This window comes from Altererythrobacter chaiwopuensis, assembly GCF_054957755.1.
Map to the genome: position 1 here is coordinate 316885 of NZ_JBTXJG010000002.1, position 19749 is coordinate 336633.

Here is a 19749-nt window from a genome sequence, read left to right on the forward strand (position 1 = left end):
GGTTTAACATGAAACCTGTTTCGTGAAAAAGGGACCGCTCCAATGAGATTTACGAAAGTCGCGCTGTCTGCGCTGGCAATATCGCTTGCCGCCTGCAGCAGTGTCCAAGCTGAGGAAGTTGCAAGCACCACTGCCGCGCCTGCCGCTGCTGAGACCTATCCCATGACTCCGGAAGGCGCAGCCGCATGGATCGACATGGTCGAGAAGGACCTGTTCGGTTTCGGCATCGACTATGCGCAAGTCTCGTGGATAAACGCGACCTACATCACGCACGATTCCGATGCACTCGCCGCCAAGTATGGTGCAATCGCGACCGAGAAGAGCGTTGCCTATGCCAATGAGGCGGCGAAATACGCGACTGTGGCCGGGCTCGACCCGGTGGTTGCGCGCAAACTCGATATCCTGCGCAACGGCATCGTCATGCCTGCACCAGTGCGCGATGGGGCGGCGACCGAGCTGAACGAAATCGCGACCGCCCTGGGTTCGGCTTACGGCAAGGGCAAGGGCACGCTGAACGGCAAGGAAATCAGCGGTTCCGACATCGAGGCCGAAATGGGCAGCCTTGATCATACGCCCGCCGAATATGCCGAGATGTGGGCCAGCTGGCACGATAATGTCGGCGCGCCGATGAAGGACGATTATGCCCGCATGATCGCGATTGCGAACGAAGGAGCAAAGGATCTGGGCTTTGCCGATCTGGGCGCAATGTGGCGCTCCAACTATGATATGGATCCTGACCAGTTTGCCGCCGAAACCGAACGCATCTGGCAGGAGGTCAAGCCGCTCTATGTTGCGCTGCACACCTATGTCCGCAGCAAGCTCAACGATAAATATGGCGATGATGTGCAGCCCGCCACCGGCCCGATCCGCGCCGATTTGCTGGGCAATATGTGGGCCCAGGAGTGGGGCAATATCTATCCGCTGGTCGCGCCCGAAGGCGCCGGCGACATCGGCTATGACATAACCGATCTGATTGCGCAGAAGGGCCTGTCGGAGACCGATATGGTCAAGGTGGGCGAGCAGTTCTTCTCCTCGCTCGGCTTTGAGCAGCTGCCCGAAACCTTCTGGGAACGCAGCCAGTTCACAAAGCCGCGCGACCGCGAAGTTATCTGCCATGCCTCGGCGTGGAATCTCGATAATGTCGACGATCTGCGCATCAAGATGTGCATCAAGCCCAATGCGGATGATTTCATCACCATTCACCACGAGCTTGGCCACAACTATTATCAGCGCGCCTATAATCAGCAGGATTATCTGCACCTGAGCGGCGCGAATGACGGCTTCCACGAAGCGATTGGCGATATGGTTGCGCTGTCGATCACGCCCGAATACCTCGTCCAGATCGACATGCTCGATCCCAAGGATGTTCCCAGTGCGGACAAGGATATTGGCCTTCTGCTGCGCCAGGCAATGGACAAGGTTGCCTTTCTGCCGTTCGGCCTGATGGTTGACCGCTATCGCTGGAGCCTGTTCGACGGATCGGTTGCGCCCGAGGATTACAACGAGGCGTGGACCCGCCTTCGCTACCAATACCAGGGCATCGTGCCGCCGGTGCCGCGCGGCCCAGATGCGTTCGATCCGGGCGCGAAATATCACGTACCGGGCAACGTGCCCTATACGCGTTATTTCCTCGCGCGGGTGCTGCAGTTCCAGTTCTACAAGGCGGCCTGTGACCAGGCCGGCTGGAAGGGCCCGCTCCATCGCTGCAGCTTCTACGGCAATAAAGAAGTGGGTAAGAACCTGAACGCGATGCTGGAAATCGGTGCGTCCAAGCCATGGCCCGATGCGCTCGAAGCATTCACCGGCGAGCGCCAGATGAGCGGCAAGGCGATGGTCGAATATTTCGCCCCGCTGATGGCGTGGCTGGAAGAGCAGAACCAGGGCAAGCCCAAGGGCTGGTGAGGCCTTCGACCGGAACGGAAAGGCCCCCGCCGCATCGCTGCGGCGGGGGCCCTCCATCGCTCTATGGGAGCGACCTCGCTGAGACGCGATTATTCGGCGCTGAACGGCACCGACGAGTGATGCAGGTCGATCACAAAGTCACCGTCGGCATTCTTCTTGTAACCGAAGGTGTATTCCACCTTGGTGTCCTTACCATCGGTGTCGGTGAAGTAATAATTGCCCATTGCGATCGCGCTGTCGCCGTCGATGATGGTGCCTTCGTTTTCCCAGCGGACGTTGGTCCAGGGCTTGACCGCGAAGCCGCCGTCTTCGGTGCCTTCGGTCCCGATGAAGTAGCTCAGCGCTTCGTCAAAGGTGCCGCGGAACTGGTCCTCGGCGGCCAGCGTCGGCTTGAACAGAACAGGCATGCCGTCTTCATAGGCGTAGAAGGTGTTGATGTGGTCGGTGGCGGCTTGCTTCACGTCACCGCCGTCGGTCGAAACCTTGCCGATGTTGACGATGCCTTGACCCCACGCTTGCTGGGCTGCGGTGACTTCTTCGGCAGTGATCGGAGCGGCGGCGGTTTCACCGGTCGGGGCGGTTTCGGTTGCGGTTTCGCCGCAAGCGGCGAGAGCGAGGCTGGCCGCGGCGATTGCGGGTACCATTACAAACTTGCGCATTGAATTCTCCAACGAATTTTGTGCCCCCAGGGGGGAATTTGATGAGCATTATCGACGCTGGAGAGGCAGTCATTTGCCGGACCGCCACTCGACCAGAGTCGATACGGTCCGACATCACGTGCGTTTTCGTGTCGCACGCCAGAGGGGCCCGGCCCGTGCGCATATAACAAGATATCTCGTGCTTGGTTCCAGACTGCGGCGGAAAAATTTTCGCAGACCAAGAATGCGATTTGGTTGGGCTCGATTGGTGCGGTAAGGCGCGAAAAAGACGGGTGATGCAGACCTTGGGAGATCGGAGATGAGATTGGCGATTGGCGCGGCGGTTTGCGCATTGGGCCTCGCTGCCTGCGAGCCGGTGGATAGACCGGTTGAAGGCAAGGCCTTGGCATCAAGCGCGCCACTAGAAGGCTCGGTTTTCGTCGCCAACAAGCGCGGCAACACTCTGTCATTGATCGACCTTGCCAGCGGAGCAGAGGTCAAACGGGTGGACAGCTGCACCAACCCGCACGAACTGGCCGTTTCTCCTGACCGCCAGCATGTCGCGCTGGCATGTTACGGCGGGACTAGCGTCGATCTGTTCCGCACCGCGGATCTGGCCAAGGTCAAGAGCATCGAGCTGGGTGAAAATGCCCGGCCGCATGGCATCGTCTGGCACCCCAATGGCGATCTTTATGTCACCGCCGAAGGGCGCCAGTCGATCTTCCGAGTTGCGAATCCGACCGGTGCCGCCGACACCAGCGAGTTCGCAACCAACCAGCGCGGCAGCCATATGCTCGCTGTCGCCTCTGATGCGCATACCGCGTGGACCACCGATCTTGGGTCGAAGACCGTTACGCGCATTGATCTTGCGGGGAATGATCCCCTCATTTCACGTGAGGTGGGTATAGAGCCTGAAGGCATTTCGCTTGCGCCGGACGGCGGGACGCTATGGGTCTCCGCGCGCGGCTCGAACAAGGCATTCGCGCTCGATCCGCAAACGCTCGAACTGCGCCACGAGATCGCCACTGGCCGCTTTCCGCTGCGCATCGCCGTGCGCCCGCAGGGTGACATGGCAGTGACTTCTGACCTTGCCGATGGGGGCTTGTCTGTGATCGACACCGCCAGCGCCGAAGTCATCCGCACCATCGCCGTATCCAGCCCGGAAGAGGCTGAGCGGCGTTTCCAGGTAACCATCGCGTGGTCCGGCGATGGCGAACGGATCTATGTCGCCGAAACCGGCACCAATACTGTGGCCGAGGTCGATTTCGAGAGTGGCCAGGTGCTGCGCCGCCTGACCACGGGCGAGGGCGGCGATGGCCTTGCGATTCTGGACGCGAGCTGAGTGCCTGGCGAGAAGAAATCCCAGTCACTTGTCGGCTGGCGCGAGCTGGTCGGATTGCCTGACTTTGTCCCGGCGCGGATCCCGGCGAAGATTGATACGGGCGCGCGCACTTCGTCGCTTCACGCGACCCGGATCGAACGCTTTGACCGCGATGGCCAGCGCTGGGTGCGCTTTCTGCTCGACCTGGGCGACGGGCGAAGCGAGCCGGTCACTTGCGAAGTTCCGCGTGCTGACCGGCGCATCATCACCAGCTCGAACGGGGAAGGGCAGGACCGCTTTATCATCAAGACCCGGCTCAGGCTGGGTGAACATGTATATCGTGCCGAGTTCAGCCTGGCAGACCGATCGGACATGAAATTTCCCATACTGATCGGGCGAACCGCGCTCAAGAACCGCTTCCTGGTCGATCCGGGGAGGTCCTGGCTCCAATCATCCCGGCAAGAGCGCAAACTTCTCAAATCTCAAGGATAAACCCATGAAAATTGCCATGCTGGCGCGCAATGCCAATCTCTATTCGCACAAGCGGCTGGTCGAGGCTGCCGTGGCGCGCGGCCATACGCTGGACGTGCTCAACACGCTGCGCTGCACGGTCAACATCGCCAGCCATCGGCCCACACTGACCTATGATGGGCAGACGCTGAAGGGCTATGATGTGGTGATCCCGCGTATCGGCGCCTCGATCACCAATTATGGCCTGGCCGTGCTGCGCCAGTTCGAGATGGCCGGGGTGTGGCCGCTCAACGAAAGCGTGGCGATCGGGCGCAGCCGCGACAAGCTGCGCAGCATGCAGATCCTCGCCAAGCACGGGATCGGGTTGCCGCTGACGGCCTATGCCAATGATCCCAAGCAGGCAGAGGAGATCATCAAGGCGGTGAACGGCCCGCCAGTGGTGATCAAGCTGCTGGAAGGCACGCAGGGCATCGGCGTGGTGCTGGCGGAAACCATGTCATCCGCCAAATCGGTGATCGAGGCCTTCCGCGGCGCCAATGTGAACATTCTGGTGCAGGAATTCATCAAGGAAGCGGGCGGGACCGATATTCGTGCGCTGGTGGTGGGCGGCAAGGTGGTGGCGGCGATGAAGCGCACCGGGGCGGCGGATGATTTCCGTTCCAACCTGCATCGCGGCGGCAGCGCCGAAGTGATCAAGATCACGCCGGAAGAACGCGCGACTGCGGTGCGTGCGGCGCGCTGGATGGGCCTGAATGTCTGCGGGGTCGATATGCTGCGCAGCAATCACGGGCCGGTGATCATGGAAGTGAACAGCTCGCCCGGCCTCGAAGGGATCGAGAAAGCGACCGGCAAGGATGTGGCCGGCCTGATCATCAAGTTCATCGAGGAAAACGCCAAGGCCGGGAAGACCAAGACCAAGGGCAAGGGTTGATGGAGACCAGACAGGAAAAGGGGCGCTACGGATTTGCCCGCAGCGCCCCTTCCAGCCCGTAAAATAGCGGCGATTTAGCCCAGGTTTGCGCTCACCATCGCCCACATCATGGGGATCGACAGCAGCACGTTGGTGCGGCTGGCGATCAGTGCGCGGGGTGCCGCTGCGGCCTTCTCCTCTGCACTCGCTTCCACGATGCCCAGCACCTTTTTCTGCGCCGGCCAGATGATGAACCACACGTTGAAGGCCATCACCAGCGCCATCCACATGCCTGCACCGATCAGGTCGACCGCGCCTTCGCCAGCGAAGGTGAGAGCTTCGACCATGTAGCCGTTGACCATGGCTATCCAAAGGCCGGTCACCACCGTGAGCAAAGCAGCCCAGCGGAAGAAGAACAGCACCTTGGGCGCGATGTGCTTCGAGATGGCGCCTTTTTGTTCGTCAGGAATTGACGGCATGGTCGGCACCTGCACGAAATTGAGGTAATAGAGCAGGCCGATCCACAGCACGCCGAAGAACAGGTGTAGCCAGCGAGCGACCGAATTGGAGTCAACCGGCGTATAGGCGCCAAAGCCGAGCATCAGTGCGAGTGCGGCAACCAGACCGATTGCCATGACGAGATGAAGATTTCCGAAGAGTTTTGCCATTGTTCTCCCCCTAAAGAGTCCGTTGCGGAACGCGCAGCCTTGTGGCGCCGCGCAGCGAGCGGACACTGGTCACAATTGCCGGGCTTGGCAAGTCCCGGTGTTATCCCGCCGGTGGAGGGTTGCGGGTTTCCTCGTCCACGCCTTCAAGGCTGAGGCCATGCTTCAGCAGCATCGGGATCTGGCTGAAAGTGAACAGGAAAGTCAGCGGCAGGAACACCCACAGCTTGGCCCAGAGCCAACCCTCGAAACTCATCTGTGCGCGCAGAGTTTCGTTCAGGATCGCCAGCAGCAGGAAGAAGACGCCCCAATTTCGTGACAGCTTAAGCCATCCCTGCTGGCTTAGCCCTTCGAATGCCGCTTCGAGCAATATTTGCAGTAGTGCCCGCCCACGCCATACGCCCACCAGCAAAGCGACGCCGAAAATGGTATAGATAATTGTTGGCTTGAGCTGGACGAAGGTGGGATCACCAAAGAACACCGTCAGCGCGCCGAACCCCACGATCAGCGCGGTTGAAAACCACAACATGGGCGAAACCTTGCCCAACCGCCATTTGGATACAGCCAGCGCGATCACCGCTGCGACCATGAATGCTATGGTGCCTTTGATGACAGCGGCCAGTTCCGCAATCGGCGCGGCTTCCTCTGGTGCGGACCAGCGATAGACACCAAGAAAAACCAGCAGCGGGCCGTAATCGACCGCGACATTGAGCCACCCGGTGCCTTTGGTCTTATCTTTCCCGTTGTCTGTCATCAGGCTACTCCAGCAATCACGCGTGCCACAAGGTCAGGATCGAACGGCCGCAGATCGTCAATTTTCTCGCCCACGCCGATGGCATGGATCGGCAGGCCGTATTGCTCTGCCGCAGCGACCAGCACGCCGCCGCGTGCGGTGCCATCCAGCTTGGTCATGATCAATCCGGTCACGCCTGCCACTTCCTTGAACACGTCAATCTGGCTCAGCGCATTCTGGCCGTTGGTGGCATCGAGCACCAGCACCACGTCATGTGGTGCCTCGGGGTTGAGGCGGCCCAGCACACGGCGGATCTTGGCCAGCTCGTCCATCAGCTCGCGCTTATTCTGCAACCGGCCCGCAGTATCGACGATCAGCGCATCGATCCCCTTGTCGGTCGCGGCCTTGACCGCGTCGAATACCACGCTGGCCGGATCGCCGCCTTCGGGGCCGCGAATGATTGGAACATTGATCCGTTCGGCCCAGGTGGCGAGCTGGCCGATCGCCGCTGCGCGGAACGTGTCGCCCGCCGCCAGCATCACGCCATAATCGTCTTCCTGAAGCAGATGCGCCAGCTTGGCGATGGTGGTAGTCTTGCCGCTGCCATTGACGCCGATCACCAGGATCACTTGCGGACGCGGGAAGGCAGTTATCTCCAGCGGCTTGGCAACCGGTCTCAGGATTTCGGCGATTTCTTCTGCGACGGCTTCTTTCAGCTCGTGCTGGCTGATTTCGAGGCCAAAGCGCTTTTCCGCCAGCCTGGTGCGGATGCGCGCTGCCGCCGACGGGCCAAGGTCCGACATGATCAGCGCGTCCTCGACATCGTCGAGCGTGGCGTCATCAAGCTTGGCGGTTCCGACCACGCTGGTCAGGTTTTCGCTCAGCCGTTCGGAGGTCTTGCGGAATCCGCCAAATAGCCGATCGGTCCAGGATTTACCGGGATTATCCGCCTCGCTCATGCGAGCAGTCCTTCCTTGATCTGTGTCGGGCACAGTTTGACGATGCAGCCGGCCTCAATGCCGGCGGGAACGGCGACCCGTGCGAAGTCAGGCGCATAGCCTGTACCGTCCCGTTCGGCGAGGACCGACATTTCCTTGCCAACCAGCGTCTGGAGCCAGCCGCTATGCACTTCTGCCGCCATGCCGCGCAGCTCGCTGGCCCGGCGCTTGATCAGCATCTTGTCATGCTGCGGCATGCGGGCGGCGGGCGTGCCGGGGCGAGGCGAATAGGGAAAGATGTGTCCGTGCACGATTCCCAGTTCGCCAATGATCGAGAGATTGGCCTGATGATGCTCTTCGGTTTCGGTCGGGAAGCCCGCGATCAGATCGGCACCGATCGCCAGTTCAGGACGGGCCTGCTTGAGCCGCGCGACAAGCTCCGCCGCATGGCGGCGCAAGTGCCGACGCTTCATCCGCTTGAGGATCAGATCATGACCGTGCTGGAGCGAGAGATGGAGATGCGGCATCAGTCGCTGTTCACAGGCAAATAAATCGAAAAGTTCTTCATCGATTTCAATACCATCAAGCGAAGACATGCGAAGCCGCATCAGTTCCGGGAAAGTGCGCAAAATCGCGCTCACAAGGCTGCCGAGCGGCGGCTTGCCGGGCAGATCGTACCCCCAGCTCGTTACATCGACACCGGTCAGGACGACTTCGGCCGCCCCTTGCGCCAGATGCTGTTCCACTTCGCGCAAGACCTGTGCGACGGTGAGTGAGCGGCTGGCCCCGCGCCCTTGCGGGATCACGCAGAAGGTGCAGGCGTGATCGCACCCGTTCTGCACTGCGATGAAGGCGCGGGTACGATTTGGCGCGATGGGTACTGCAGCAGCAGGCACATTCCACACGCGCGGATCAAGCTTGGCCTGGTTGGCGATCAACCCGTCCACTTCGGGCATTGCGGAAATTTGCTCGCGTTCGATGTCGGCAGCACATCCCGTCACCAACAATCGGGCATCGGGGTTCGCACGGCGCGCGCGGCGGATTGCCTGGCGGGTCTGGCGCACGGCTTCGGCGGTAACAGCGCAGCTGTTTATCACAACCAGATTGTCCTCATCGCCGAGCATGCCGCGCATTCGCTCGCTCTCGGCGATATTGAGCCGGCAACCAAGCGAGATAATATCGGGGCCTTTCATCGCGCGGTGACTTTCGCGTAGTCCTCCCACGCGAAGCTGCCGCGGAAGCTTTCCGTCGCCGGGCCGGTCATGAGGATGCTGCCATCCTCGCGCCATGCGATGTCAAGCGCGCCGCCGGGAAGCTCTACCGTCACTTCGCGCCCGCTCAGGCCGCGCCGCGCGGCTGCGACCGCGGTGGCGCAAGCCCCCGTTCCGCAGGCCCGGGTGAGCCCGGCGCCGCGCTCCCACACCCGCAGCCGGATGCGGTTTGGCGCTTCAATGGTCGCTACATTGACATTGACCCGCTCGGGGAACAGCGGATCGTGCTCGATCTCGGGGCCCAGCCGCTCAAGCTCCACTGCGCCACAATCCTCGACGAAGAACACGATATGCGGATTGCCGACATTGACCGCGCAGGGCGCATGCAAATCCTCCCAGCTGACAGGCATGCTGAGCGTATCCATGGCATAGGCGAGCGGGATAGCGTCCCACTCGAAACGCGGCGTGCCCATGTCGACCCGCGCGCCGCCAGCGGTCGGCTCCAGCGCGATCACTCCGCCGCCGGTCATCACCCTTGCGGGTGAGCCGTGCAGCAGTGCCACGGCCCGCGAGGCATTGCCGCATGCCTCCACCTCGCCGCCATCCGAGTTGAAAATTCGCATGCGGAAATCGGCGCTCGTATTTTCGCACGGCTCGAGCACGATCAGTTGGTCGCAGCCGATGCCTTGCCGGCGATCGGCGATCGCGGCTGCAGTCAATGCATTCAGCGCGGGCAAGGGGCTTTCGCGCCCATCCAGGACGACGAAGTCATTGCCGAGGCCGTGCATCTTGGTGAAGGGAATACGCATCGCGCAGCGCGCTCTATGCCTGCGCAGGGGCTGCGTCCAGCATTTCGGTTACTACCGGGATGAATATCTCGGGGTTGACCGGGCCGGGACTGATCATGACAAAGGCGATCTTGCGGGTTTGGGCTTTATGGGAATTGCCTCTAGGGATGCGCAAATTCCAATCTGAAGGAGCAGAATATTGCCACGCTACTGGCTGATGAAATCCGAACCGTTCAAATACAGCTGGGACGATCTTGTGGCCGAAAAGGAAGGCACCTGGGACGGCGTGCGCAATCACCGCGCCAAGAACAATCTTGCAGCAATGAAGATAGGCGACGAAGCCTTTATCTACCATTCTCGCGAAGGGCTGGAGATCGTCGGTGTAGTGACCGTTTCGGTTGAGGGGATCACCGATCCGACTGATCCGGAAGGCAAATGGGCAGCGGTGAAGGTGAAGCCCAAGGCCAGGCTCAAGCAGCCTGTGACGCTCAAGCAGATCAAGGCGGAGCCAAAGCTTGCCGATTGCGAGCTGGTGCGGCTGGGGCGGCTTTCAGTGGCCGAGATCACGCCCGAAGAATGGAAGGTGATCCTGGAAATGGGCGGCGGGCTGGCCAACAGCGTCTAGCGACCTCTGAGCCCGCTAACCGTGGCGCCACTGGCGGCGAGCTGTTCGACATCGATCTTGCAGTGGATCAGCTTCAGCCCCTGGCGACCGCGCGCTTCGGATAGCGCTCGCTTGAAATCATCGGTGGTTTCCGCGCGGGCAGTCCATGCGCCGAATGCTGCACCCAGCGCGGCAAAATCCGGATTGGCGAGCTGTGTGCCTGAAACCCGTTCGGGAAACTCGCGTTCCTGGTGCATGCGGATGGTGCCATAGGCGCCGTTATCGATCACCAGCACGGTCAAGTTGCAGCCATATTGGGCGGCGGTGGCCAGTTCCTGCCCGTTCATCAGGAAGTCGCCGTCACCCGCCAGCGCCACCACTGCGCGATCAGGGAAGCGGCGCGCGGCAGCGACGGCTGCCGGTATGCCATAGCCCATCGCCCCGGCTGTAGGGGCGAGCTGCGTGGCGAACCCTTCGTAACGCCAATAGCGGTGCCACCAGCCAGAGAAGTTCCCCGCGCCGTTGCAGATGATCGTGTCGGCAGGCCAGGTTTCGCGCATGAAGGCAACGCATTGGCCCAGGTCGAGCGGGAAATCGGCCGGTTTCGGCGTGGACCATGCCTTCCATTCTGCATGTGCTTCAGCCCCGGCGTCGAAAGAAATGATCGAATTGTCTTCCCACAGCGCCGCCGCCTCGGCGAATTCATCCATCGCACAGCAGATCGCCAGATCGGTCATATAAACCCGGTTCAGTTCTTCCGGGTCGGGATGAATATGCACGAGTCGCTGCTCGGTGCGGTCGAGTTCAGGATAGGTATAACCGTCTGTTGTCGCTTCACCCAGGCGCGCGCCCACTGCGATGACCAGATCGGCCTGCTTGACCCGCTCGACCAGCTTGGGGTTGGGCCCATAGCCAAGATTACCGGCATAAACCGGTGAAGAAGGCGAAATTGCGTCCTGCCGCCGGAACGCCGTTGCAACCGGCAGGCCGATTCGTTCGGCGAATTGCCTGAAGTATTCGCGTGCCTTGGGGTTCCAGCCAGCCCCACCGATGATCGCAATCGGGCTGGCCGCATCACCGATCAGCGCCATCAGCGCTTGCATCGCATCGGGGCAGGCGGCTTGCGATGGCCGGGTTACGAAGGGGCGCGGTTTAGCCTGCGTGGCATCATCCAGCATGTCTTCGGGCAGGGCAAGCACCACCGGGCCGGGGCGGCCCGAGATCGCAGTGGCAAAGGCACGTGCGACGAATTCGGGAATCCGGTCCGCGCTGTCGATCCGTGCCGCCCATTTGCAGATCGGGCTGAAGAAGGCCGGGAAGTCCACTTCCTGAAACCCTTCGCGCTCGCGCATCGAGCGGTCGACATCGCCCACGAACAGGATCATCGGCTGCGAATCCTGATGCGCCACATGCACCCCGATGCTGGCGTTGGTCGCGCCCGGGCCGCGCGTAACAAAGGCAATGCCTGGCCTTCCGGTCATCGTTCCATCTGCGCAGGCCATGAAAGCGACGCCGCCTTCCTGGCGGCAGGTGACAAGATCGATTTCGTCGCGGCCATGCAGCGCATCAAGCACTTGCAGGAAGCTTTCGCCGGGAACGGTGAAGATGCGGTCTGCGCCTTGTTCGATCAGGCATTCGACCAGCAGCTTTGCGGCATCGGGAGTAGGGCGTGCAGTCATGCCGAGGGGCTTAAACCTGCATTGCAAGCGAAGCAATCTATCCACAGGTCACCATGAACAGGGATGCTTAATGTCCCGCCTTGCGACAGCCCGGAATCAGAGCGCGCGAAATGGTTAGCATCGGGTTAAGAAGCCCCCATGCGTAGGAACCTGGTATTGACCGACGAGCAGGCAAGGCACCCATTTCGGGCGCTGTTGCCGGCGCATGTCCGCAGCAATGAGTATGAGGCACCCGCCGAAGTGCTGTGGAAGCTGACGCGCGAAGATGTGCGCGGCTTCGCCACCGCCTACTTCGCGACATTCGCAGCGGTGCTCGTTTTCTTCGCCTAAACCGGCCCAGCCTCCAGCTCGGCCCTGTGCAGCTGCCGGCCCAGGTATGCAGAAATCAGGCACATCGCCGCGCTGAGCAGCAATTGTTCCACCACCGGCACGCCAATCGCGCTTAGCGCCATGGCGACCAGCGCGCCGCCAACCATCGCGCCGGAATTGACGATGTTGTTCGCGGCAATGGTGCGCGCTGCGGCATCAGGCGAGCAGCGGGTGGTGAGAAATGCGTAAAGCGGCACAACGAACATCCCGCCCGCAATCGCTATCCCCAGCAGGCACAGCATGATGACTGTGGCCAGCGGCCAGGCGAGAAATTCGCTTACGCTGAGAAGCTCGGTCGGCTGGTCAGCGTGCCACATGCGGCACACGAGGTAGAAGGCGATCACGAACAGGCCCATCACGATCACCGAGGCTGGTGAATAGCGCGCCGATACGGTGCCCTTGAGCAGCGCGTTGATCGATATCGATCCGATTGCCACCCCTACCGAGAAGATCACCAGGAACAGGCTGGCGACTTCCTTGCTTGCCATGAGCGTGTTCTTGGCCAGCGGCGGGAACTGGATGAACAGGACGGCTCCAATGGTCCAGAAAAAGCTGATCGCCAGTATCGCATAATAGATCTGCCGATCGAGCATCGTTTTCCTGATCAGCCCGATCGATGCGCGAATGATGTGCCAGTCGAGCTTCTCGTAATCGGCAATGGGCGGGGCAGCGGGGACCTGGCGGCTTGTCAAATAACCTATGACGGATGTTGCGATGATGCCGCCGGCTGCCCATTCGACCGGTATCCATCCGGCCAGAATGGTACCGGTCAGAATCGCGATATAGGTCCCCGCTTCGACCAGGCCGGTGCCTGCCAGCACCTCGTTTCGTTTGAGATGCTGCGGCAGGATGGCGTATTTGATCGGGCCAAGAAAGGTCGACTGCACGCCCGTGAGAAACAATGCCAGCAGCAGCAGCGGGATCGCCAGCGTATCGACCGAAATTCCGCGCCAGGCGAGATAGAGCCCGCTTGCACCGATCAGCATCAGGCCGATCTCGCACATTTTCACCGTGCGGATGATCTTCGCCTTGTCGCGCATGTCGGCGAGCTGCCCCGCCAGCGCCGAAAGGATGAAGAAAGGCAGGATGAACAGCGCCGATGCCACCGCACTGAAGATGCCTTCGGCGCTTTCATCATCATAGACGCTGTAAACCACGAACAGCACCATCGCGGTCTTGTAGAGATTGTCGTTGAAGGCGTTGAGCAATTGGGTGCAGAACAGCGGCAGGAAGCGCCGCCGGCGCAGCAGATGCGTTGAAGTGCTCATCCAATCAGCCCCGCTGCCGCTTCATTGCAGATGATCCTAGGGTGGGGGTGAGCGGTGAACAAGCCTTTCCAGCCATCTTTTGCCCGGCGCCGCAACGCGCTAAGGGAAGTGCCTGATGCTGACCTTGCCCAATATCCTCACCCTGTCCCGGATCGGCGCGGTGCCGCTGCTCGCCTTCTTCCTGTGGTGGCCGAATTGGCAAACCGGCTATTTGATCGCTTTCGTGCTCTACAGCCTGATGGGCATTACCGACTATTTCGACGGCTATCTCGCGCGCTCCAGCGGGGCGGTTTCCAGGCTTGGTATCTTCCTCGATCCGATCGCGGACAAGATCATGGTTGCCGCTGTGATCCTGGTGCTTACAGCGCAGGGCGTGCTGCGCGGCCCCTATGTCGGTGACATGCATGTGATTGCCGGGCTGATCATTCTGGTGCGCGAGATCGCCGTGTCCGGTCTTCGCGAATTCCTCGGCGGGTTGCAAGTCTCGGTGCCGGTGACCAAGCTTGCCAAGTGGAAAACGACCTTCCAGATCATCGCGCTGGGTGCGCTCATCCTTGGGCGCGGGCTGCCCGAATGGAACATGGACATTGGCGGGATAGAGGCCAATGTGCCGCATACGGTTGGCCTCACCACACTTTGGGCGGCTGCGATCCTGACGCTGATGACGGGGTGGGACTATCTGCGTGTCGGCCTCAAGCACATGGACTGAACCTTCGCTGCGAATCAGATAATCGGGCATGAAATCACCCGGCGTCTTGAAACCAAATGCGCTTCTGGTGCGTATTCCATTCAGGAACTGAGCGCTCGCAAAGCGAAAGGCCGCGAACATGAATGGTTTGATCTGGCCAGCGGCATTTGCCGCAGCCAACATCAACTTCTTGGAAAGCATTTGGGGATACCAAGGCCCCATGAGCGCCACGCTTTCCACCTTGATTGCCGCCTTTCTCAAGATTGGCTGGGTCGCCATCGTCTTCAACGAAGTGCGCGGCGTGATCATGGCTGTGCCGGTCCTCTATGCGATGTATCAGTCAGGCGGGTCGCTCATGGCCCTGTGGCTCGGCTTCTGTTCGCTGGCCGGCATCGCGCTGTCGGTGGTGGTGCCATTGTTCGCGGCGCGGAAATTTGAGCGTTTCGCCAAGTCCCGCCTCGCACCCGCCAAGGCCTGACACCCTGCGCTAACCTTCGCGCAATTCCTCCGCCAGCAATTCGAACTCTTCCGAACGCGGGCTGTTCTTGCGCCAGATCAGCGCGATCTCGCGCTTGGCATTCTTCGCCCGCAATGGCCGTGCGACCACATCGGTGCCGTTGAGGATTCCGGCCTCGAGCGCCATTTCCGGCAGCATCGTGAGGCCCAGATCATTGTTCACCATCTGCACCAGCGTATGCAGCGAAGTGCCGATCATGGTGGCCGAGGCGCGCAGTTCGGGCCGGTTGCACGCCGCCAGCGCATGTTCCTTCAGGCAATGCCCGTCTTCCAGCAGCAGCAGCCTGCCTTCATCGATCATCGAGGCAGGGATCGAATCCGGCGGATCGCGCGGGTCATCCTTGGGAAAGGCGACATAAAGCTGGTCATCGGCGATATGCGCCATCTCCACCTCGCCGGTGGCAAAGGGCAGGGCCAGCAGCACGCAATCGACCCGCCCATGCTGGAGCGATTCGACCGCGTCGTGGCTGGTTTCCTCGCGCAGCATCAGCTTGAGCTCGGGCCGCTCGCGCTTCAGCCGCGGCAGGATGCGCGGCAGCATGAAGGGTGCGATAGTGGGGATCACGCTCATCCGCAGCGTGCCCGAAAGCGGCTTGCCCGCTGCCTGCACCAAGTCCGAAAGTTCCTCCGCCTCGCGCAGCAGCCGGTGCGCCTTTTCCACCACCTGCTCGCCCAGCGCGGTAAAGCGCACCACGCGGCGCGTGCGCTCGACCAGGGTCACGCCCAGCAGCGATTCGAGCTCGCGAATCCCCGCCGAAAGCGTCGATTGCGAGACGAAGCAACTTTCCGCCGCGCGCCCGAAATGGCCGTGTTCGTGGAGTGCGACGAGATATTGCAGCTGCTTGATGGTGGGGAGGTAGGTGGACATGCTGCCTATGCCCTTAGCCCGACACGGCGAAGGCGCAAAGTCCCGCAGGATGGAACACATGGAACACGGTCTAAAGGCAAAAAGCGCCATTGTGTGAACCTTGGGGCGAAAAGTGTGACCGTTTGCCGAAAAGCGTGAAGCTGGCGTGCGGAAGTGTAAGCCTGCTGCGCAAAAGCGTGACTCTGCGGCTCGCAAAGCGTCACTTTGCGGCAAAGGACATGTGACTTTTGGGTGGATATCGTGAGGACGGGGGTTGGGATGCGAGAATGCGTTGGCATGACACACAGTTTAGTGCGCGCAGTGTCGAGTAGGAAAGCGGGCCACGTAGCTCGTCATTACGAGGAGCGAAGCGACGAAGCAATCCAGTGTGGCAGTCGGTGCTGTTTGGGTTCGTGCAGAGGCGCTGAGCTTTACCTCCCCTCCCTTGATCCCCGCCTGCACGGGGACGGGTATCGGGAATGGGGGGTGGGTGTCCTGCCGTATCCGGAAGAAACAAATTGGTTTCACGCTAAGCCTGTCCCGGGCTTGTCGAGGGGACACCAAGGCACCAAGGTGTCGGACCTTCGGGCGGCGCCACGACAGCCATCCAATGCGGATCGAGATTGGCCCAACCGAATTAAATATACTGTCCCGGAATTCCGCTTCGCCCTCCCTGCTATCCACAGCGGAATGTGACAAATTTGTCAGCATTGGGGCTTGCGCAAGACTCTGTGTTGATTCAGTATTCTCATATGGCAACACGTTCGCGTCCAATGCGAAAGTGCGGAACGGTGATCGCTCGGCCTGGACAACCTCGCTTCCCTTCCAAAAGGAAGTGTACGCCGATCACCGTTCCGGTCCGTTCTGACTGACAGGCCAGCGCACATCAAGACGAAATTTGTTCTTTCCTAGAGATGGATGAGTCCCGGATCCCGACACCCGCCGCACGCAGGTAGCCCTCACTCCGCTGCCAGTGCCTCTTCCATCTCGGCCTGTATATCGTCGATATGCGTCATGGTCAGCTTGCCGCGCTTCACCGCAAAGGCGAGCTTGCCTTCCACCAGTTGCAGCGCGTCGCGCCCGAAAATGTCATATCGCCAGCCCTGCAGCACCGGCAGGTCACGCACCCCGGCGGCGAGCGCCTCCATCTCTTCGGCCCGCGTCAACAGCCGAGTGGCGACGTCAATCTCGCGGCTGCGGATCTTGAGCAGCAGCTTGAGGAGGTCCGCCACCAGCGCGCCTTCCTTGCCCAGCGGGGCGCCGCGCTTCATCTTTTCGGGAATCTCGTCCTTGTCGATCGGCTCCGCCTTTTCGAGCACTTTCATCAGCCGCTTGCCGATGTCATTGTCGCGCCAGGCGGATGAAAGCCCGCGCACCTTGGCCAGATCGGCCTGCTGGCGCGGCGGGTGGCTGGCGATATCGGCCAGGGTCTCATCGCGCATGATCCGGCCGCGCGGGATATTCTTGTGCTGCGCTTCGCTTTCGCGCCACGCCGCCAGAACCTTGAGCCGCCCCAGCACCTGGGGATTGCGCCCGGACTGGCGAATTCGCCGCCAGGCCTGGTCAGGATCGATCAGATAGTTGGAGGCATCTGCAAGCTTGTCCATTTCCGCGTCGAGCCAGTCGCCGCGCCCGGTCTTGATCAGCTTGTTCAGGATCCTGGGGAAGATTTTCGAAAGATGCGTAACGTCGCCGATGGCATATTCGATCTGCCGGTCAGTGAGCGGGCGGCGGCTCCAATCGGTAAATCGCGCGCCCTTGTCGATGGTGATGTCGAGCCAGGCTTCGACGAGATTGGCATAACCGATCTGGTCGTTCTGGCTGATTGCCATCATCGCGATCTGCGTGTCGAAGATCGGGTGCGGGGTTTTTCCGGCAAGGTTGACGATGATCTCGACATCCTGCCCGCCGGCATGAAACACCTTGAGCACATCCTCATTTTCCGTCAGCAGCCGCAGCAGCGGGGCAAGGTCAATGCCATCTGCCAGCGGATCGATCGCGGCGGCCTCTTTATCATTCGCGATTTGCACCAGGCACAGTTCGGGCCAATAGGTGTTTTCGCGCATGAATTCGGTATCGACCGTCACGAATTCGGATGTGGAAAGGCGCTCGCACAGCTGTGTCAGAGCGTCGGTTGTGGTAATCAGATCGTGTATTTTCATCCGTCTTTTCTTTGTGTGGGGCGGAGTACCGCCCTCGGGCCTTGCGGCCCATTTCGGAAGGGGAACCTTGACAAAGCCACCCTCTTCCCCTGTTAGCGCGCGCTTGAAACGCACACGGGCTTGCGCGCTTTTGCCTGGGCGCGCCCATAGCGCCATACACCCGAATTTGGAAAGATATTAGATGCACGCCTATCGTACCCACAATTGCGCACAGCTTGGTGAAGCAAATGTTGGCGAATCCGTCCGTCTTTCGGGCTGGATCCACCGCAAGCGCGACCATGGCGGGGTGCTGTTCATCGACCTGCGCGATCACTTCGGCATTACGCAGATCGTGGCGGACGAGGATTCGGCTGCATTGCCGGTGCTGGAAAGGTTGCGACTCGAATCGGTCGTGACGATCGACGGCAATGTGAAGGCGCGCACGCCTGAAACGGTGAACAAGGATTTACCGACCGGCGCGATCGAAGTTTTCGCGCGCGAGGTTACCGTGCAGAGTGCCGCCGAAGAACTGCCGATGCCGGTTGCGGGCGAGCAGGAATACCCTGAGGATATCCGCCTGAAATACCGCTTCCTCGATCTGCGCCGCGAAACGCTGCACCGGAACATCATGACCCGCGTGGCGGTGGTGGCTGACATGCGCGAGCGGATGCGCGCGGTGGGCTTCAACGAATTCTCGACCCCGATCCTGACTGCTTCCAGCCCAGAGGGCGCGCGCGACTTCCTGGTTCCGAGCCGCATCCACGCGGGCAAGTTCTACGCGCTGCCGCAGGCCCCGCAGCAGTACAAGCAGCTGCTGATGGTGGCGGGGTTCGACCGCTATTTCCAGATCGCGCCCTGTTTTCGCGACGAAGACCCGCGCGCAGACCGGCTGCCGGGCGAATTCTACCAGCTCGACCTCGAAATGAGCTTCGTGACGCAGGAAGAGGTGTGGGAGACGATGGAGCCGGTGATCGCCGGCACGTTCGAGGCGTTCGCCAATGGCAAGCATGTAACGCCCGCGGGCAGCTTTCCGCGCATCCCCTATGCCGAAGCGATCCTGAAGTATGGCACCGACAAGCCCGATCTGCGCAACCCGCTGATAATCAGCGATGTCTCACAGCATTTCCAGCAGTCGGGCTTCGGCCTGTTCGAGAAGATCGTGGGCGGCGGCGGCGTGGTGCGCGTGGTTCCTGCGCCCGGCACGCATGAGAAGAGCCGCAAGTTCTTCGACGACATGAATGACTGGGCACGCAAGGAAGGCTTCGCGGGGCTGGGCTATGTGACGCGCAAGCAGGGCGAGTTCGGCGGGCCGATCGCCAAGAACCACGGGGCCGAGCGCATGGAGCAGCTCTATGCCGAGCTGGGCCTGGGCGAGAATGACGGACTGTTCTTTGCTGCAGGCAAGGAATCCGATGCCGCCAAACTGGCTGGCGCGGCGCGCATCCGTGTGGCCGAGCAGCTCGACCTGATCGACCGGAACCGCTTCGAACTCGCCTGGATCGTCGATTTCCCGTTCTACGAATATGACGAGGACGAGAAGAAGGTCGACTTCAGCCACAACCCCTTCTCCATGCCGCAGGGCGGGCTCGACGCGCTGGAGAACCAGGATCCGCTGACCATCAACGCCTATCAGTATGACCTGGTCTGCAATGGCTATGAGATCGCATCGGGATCGATCCGTAACCACCGGCCCGAAACCATGGTCAAGGCGTTCGAGGTTGTCGGCCTGTCAAAGGCGGACGTCGAGCAGCAGTTCGGCGGCATGTACCGCGCCTTCCAGTATGGCGCGCCGCCGCATGGCGGGATGGCCGCCGGGGTGGACCGGATCGTGATGCTGCTGTGCGGGGCGCAGAACCTGCGCGAGATCACCCTGTTCCCGATGAACCAGAAGGCCGAAGACCTGCTGATGGGCGCGCCCAGCAGGCCCGATCCCAAGCAGCTGCGCGAATTGCACCTGCGGGTGGTCGAGCCGCCCAAGAAAGAGGGTGAAGGGGCATAAGGGGCGCATAAGCGCGGCGCAAAGTCGCAGAAGCGAATTCCTATGCCTCTTGCGCTGCGCC

Annotated in this window: 19 protein-coding genes; 9 read left to right on the plus strand and 10 right to left on the minus strand. The window is 61.2% G+C overall.

Translation table 11 applies throughout. The features are described from left to right. The first annotated feature begins 42 nt into the window (after positions 1 to 42). Complete coding sequence (locus ACX2DJ_RS12100; RefSeq protein WP_462572922.1) at positions 43 to 1902, plus strand: M2 family metallopeptidase; 1860 nt, start codon at positions 43 to 45, stop codon at positions 1900 to 1902. 89 nt (positions 1903 to 1991) lie between these two features. On the opposite strand, the gene ACX2DJ_RS12105 is transcribed toward ACX2DJ_RS12100, so the two are convergent. Beyond that, positions 1992 to 2561 carry a metal-independent carbonic anhydrase family protein gene (locus tag ACX2DJ_RS12105; RefSeq protein WP_462572923.1) on the minus strand — a complete coding sequence of 190 codons (570 nt, stop codon included), beginning with the start codon at positions 2559 to 2561 and terminating at the stop codon, positions 1992 to 1994. Between the two features lie 298 nt (positions 2562 to 2859). Between ACX2DJ_RS12105 and ACX2DJ_RS12110 the strand changes: the two genes are divergently transcribed. Genes ACX2DJ_RS12110 through rimK form a run of 3 tightly spaced genes read left to right on the plus strand, consistent with a single transcriptional unit; the run spans position 2860 to position 5263 of the window. Then, a complete protein-coding gene (locus ACX2DJ_RS12110; protein WP_462572924.1) occupies positions 2860 to 3882 on the plus strand; it encodes a YncE family protein in 1023 nt (340 codons plus the stop codon). Beyond that, complete coding sequence (locus ACX2DJ_RS12115; RefSeq protein WP_462572925.1) at positions 3883 to 4353, plus strand: ATP-dependent zinc protease family protein; 471 nt, start codon at positions 3883 to 3885, stop codon at positions 4351 to 4353. It begins immediately after the preceding gene. 4 nt (positions 4354 to 4357) lie between these two features. Next, complete coding sequence (gene rimK / locus ACX2DJ_RS12120; protein ID WP_462572926.1) at positions 4358 to 5263, plus strand: 30S ribosomal protein S6--L-glutamate ligase; 906 nt, start codon at positions 4358 to 4360, stop codon at positions 5261 to 5263. Positions 5264 to 5337: 74 nt separating this feature from the next. On the opposite strand, the gene ACX2DJ_RS12125 is transcribed toward rimK, so the two are convergent. The 5 genes from ACX2DJ_RS12125 to dapF form a co-directional block, all read right to left on the minus strand. Further along, positions 5338 to 5910 (minus strand): urate hydroxylase PuuD, encoded by a 573-nt coding sequence (locus ACX2DJ_RS12125; RefSeq protein WP_462572927.1) that lies wholly within the window; start codon positions 5908 to 5910, stop codon positions 5338 to 5340. A 100-nt stretch (positions 5911 to 6010) separates the two neighbouring features. Continuing rightward, a complete protein-coding gene (locus ACX2DJ_RS12130; RefSeq protein ID WP_462572929.1) occupies positions 6011 to 6661 on the minus strand; it encodes an inner membrane-spanning protein YciB in 651 nt (216 codons plus the stop codon). Further along, positions 6661 to 7599, minus strand: coding sequence for a signal recognition particle-docking protein FtsY (gene ftsY / locus ACX2DJ_RS12135; protein ID WP_462572931.1), 939 nt, complete (start codon positions 7597 to 7599; stop codon positions 6661 to 6663). The genes ACX2DJ_RS12130 and ftsY overlap by 1 nt, the downstream gene beginning before the upstream one ends. Next, positions 7596 to 8771, minus strand: coding sequence for a MiaB/RimO family radical SAM methylthiotransferase (locus ACX2DJ_RS12140; protein WP_462572933.1), 1176 nt, complete (start codon positions 8769 to 8771; stop codon positions 7596 to 7598). The genes ftsY and ACX2DJ_RS12140 overlap by 4 nt, the downstream gene beginning before the upstream one ends. Continuing rightward, positions 8768 to 9598, minus strand: a complete 831-nt coding sequence (gene dapF, locus ACX2DJ_RS12145; RefSeq protein ID WP_462572935.1) for a diaminopimelate epimerase — start codon at positions 9596 to 9598, stop codon at positions 8768 to 8770. Before dapF ends, ACX2DJ_RS12140 begins: the two co-directional genes overlap by 4 nt. A 196-nt stretch (positions 9599 to 9794) precedes the next feature. Between dapF and ACX2DJ_RS12150 the strand changes: the two genes are divergently transcribed. Next, positions 9795 to 10202 (plus strand): EVE domain-containing protein, encoded by a 408-nt coding sequence (locus ACX2DJ_RS12150; protein WP_462572936.1) that lies wholly within the window; start codon positions 9795 to 9797, stop codon positions 10200 to 10202. Here the strand turns inward: ACX2DJ_RS12150 and ACX2DJ_RS12155 are convergent. Further along, entirely contained in the window at positions 10199 to 11860 is a 1662-nt protein-coding gene (locus ACX2DJ_RS12155) for a thiamine pyrophosphate-binding protein (RefSeq protein ID WP_462572937.1), read from the minus strand. The genes ACX2DJ_RS12150 and ACX2DJ_RS12155 overlap by 4 nt on opposite strands. 138 nt (positions 11861 to 11998) lie before the next feature. On the opposite strand from ACX2DJ_RS12155, the gene ACX2DJ_RS12160 reads away from it, so the two are divergent. After that, on the plus strand, positions 11999 to 12190 hold the full coding sequence (locus tag ACX2DJ_RS12160) for a hypothetical protein (RefSeq protein WP_462572938.1): 192 nt from the start codon (positions 11999 to 12001) through the stop codon (positions 12188 to 12190). Here the strand turns inward: ACX2DJ_RS12160 and ACX2DJ_RS12165 are convergent. Then, positions 12187 to 13497, minus strand: coding sequence for an MFS transporter (locus ACX2DJ_RS12165; protein WP_462572939.1), 1311 nt, complete (start codon positions 13495 to 13497; stop codon positions 12187 to 12189). The genes ACX2DJ_RS12160 and ACX2DJ_RS12165 overlap by 4 nt on opposite strands. 115 nt (positions 13498 to 13612) lie before the next feature. Between ACX2DJ_RS12165 and pgsA the strand changes: the two genes are divergently transcribed. Then, positions 13613 to 14206, plus strand: a complete 594-nt coding sequence (gene pgsA / locus ACX2DJ_RS12170; protein ID WP_462572941.1) for a CDP-diacylglycerol--glycerol-3-phosphate 3-phosphatidyltransferase — start codon at positions 13613 to 13615, stop codon at positions 14204 to 14206. A gap of 118 nt (positions 14207 to 14324) precedes the next feature. Then, entirely contained in the window at positions 14325 to 14663 is a 339-nt protein-coding gene (locus tag ACX2DJ_RS12175; RefSeq protein WP_462572942.1) for a hypothetical protein, read from the plus strand. Positions 14664 to 14672: 9 nt separating this feature from the next. On the opposite strand, the gene ACX2DJ_RS12180 is transcribed toward ACX2DJ_RS12175, so the two are convergent. Then, positions 14673 to 15569 (minus strand): LysR substrate-binding domain-containing protein, encoded by an 897-nt coding sequence (locus tag ACX2DJ_RS12180; protein ID WP_462572944.1) that lies wholly within the window; start codon positions 15567 to 15569, stop codon positions 14673 to 14675. A gap of 938 nt (positions 15570 to 16507) precedes the next feature. Next, positions 16508 to 17710 carry a ribonuclease D gene (gene rnd, locus ACX2DJ_RS12185; protein WP_462572946.1) on the minus strand — a complete coding sequence of 401 codons (1203 nt, stop codon included), beginning with the start codon at positions 17708 to 17710 and terminating at the stop codon, positions 16508 to 16510. Positions 17711 to 17891: 181 nt separating this feature from the next. On the opposite strand from rnd, the gene aspS reads away from it, so the two are divergent. After that, on the plus strand, positions 17892 to 19688 hold the full coding sequence (gene aspS, locus ACX2DJ_RS12190; RefSeq protein ID WP_462572947.1) for an aspartate--tRNA ligase: 1797 nt from the start codon (positions 17892 to 17894) through the stop codon (positions 19686 to 19688). Positions 19689 to 19749: the final 61 nt, after the last annotated feature.

Bases quoted from the DNA above. Each gene is read 5' to 3' on its own strand.
- pgsA (WP_462572941.1), top strand. From the start codon at position 13,613: ATGCTGACCTTGCCCAATATCCTCACCCTGTCCCGGATCGGCGCGGTG.
- ACX2DJ_RS12180 (WP_462572944.1), bottom strand. From the start codon at position 15,569: ATGTCCACCTACCTCCCCACCATCAAGCAGCTGCAATATCTCGTCGCA.
- ftsY (WP_462572931.1), bottom strand. From the start codon at position 7,599: ATGAGCGAGGCGGATAATCCCGGTAAATCCTGGACCGATCGGCTATTT.
- ACX2DJ_RS12110 (WP_462572924.1), top strand. From the start codon at position 2,860: ATGAGATTGGCGATTGGCGCGGCGGTTTGCGCATTGGGCCTCGCTGCC.
- ACX2DJ_RS12130 (WP_462572929.1), bottom strand. From the start codon at position 6,661: ATGACAGACAACGGGAAAGATAAGACCAAAGGCACCGGGTGGCTCAAT.
- ACX2DJ_RS12155 (WP_462572937.1), bottom strand. From the start codon at position 11,860: ATGACTGCACGCCCTACTCCCGATGCCGCAAAGCTGCTGGTCGAATGC.
- ACX2DJ_RS12140 (WP_462572933.1), bottom strand. From the start codon at position 8,771: ATGAAAGGCCCCGATATTATCTCGCTTGGTTGCCGGCTCAATATCGCC.
- ACX2DJ_RS12160 (WP_462572938.1), top strand. From the start codon at position 11,999: ATGCGTAGGAACCTGGTATTGACCGACGAGCAGGCAAGGCACCCATTT.
- ACX2DJ_RS12165 (WP_462572939.1), bottom strand. From the start codon at position 13,497: ATGAGCACTTCAACGCATCTGCTGCGCCGGCGGCGCTTCCTGCCGCTG.
- ACX2DJ_RS12150 (WP_462572936.1), top strand. From the start codon at position 9,795: ATGAAATCCGAACCGTTCAAATACAGCTGGGACGATCTTGTGGCCGAA.
- rimK (WP_462572926.1), top strand. From the start codon at position 4,358: ATGAAAATTGCCATGCTGGCGCGCAATGCCAATCTCTATTCGCACAAG.
- rnd (WP_462572946.1), bottom strand. From the start codon at position 17,710: ATGAAAATACACGATCTGATTACCACAACCGACGCTCTGACACAGCTG.
- aspS (WP_462572947.1), top strand. From the start codon at position 17,892: ATGCACGCCTATCGTACCCACAATTGCGCACAGCTTGGTGAAGCAAAT.
- ACX2DJ_RS12100 (WP_462572922.1), top strand. From the start codon at position 43: ATGAGATTTACGAAAGTCGCGCTGTCTGCGCTGGCAATATCGCTTGCC.
- ACX2DJ_RS12105 (WP_462572923.1), bottom strand. From the start codon at position 2,561: ATGCGCAAGTTTGTAATGGTACCCGCAATCGCCGCGGCCAGCCTCGCT.
- ACX2DJ_RS12175 (WP_462572942.1), top strand. From the start codon at position 14,325: ATGAATGGTTTGATCTGGCCAGCGGCATTTGCCGCAGCCAACATCAAC.
- ACX2DJ_RS12125 (WP_462572927.1), bottom strand. From the start codon at position 5,910: ATGGCAAAACTCTTCGGAAATCTTCATCTCGTCATGGCAATCGGTCTG.
- dapF (WP_462572935.1), bottom strand. From the start codon at position 9,598: ATGCGTATTCCCTTCACCAAGATGCACGGCCTCGGCAATGACTTCGTC.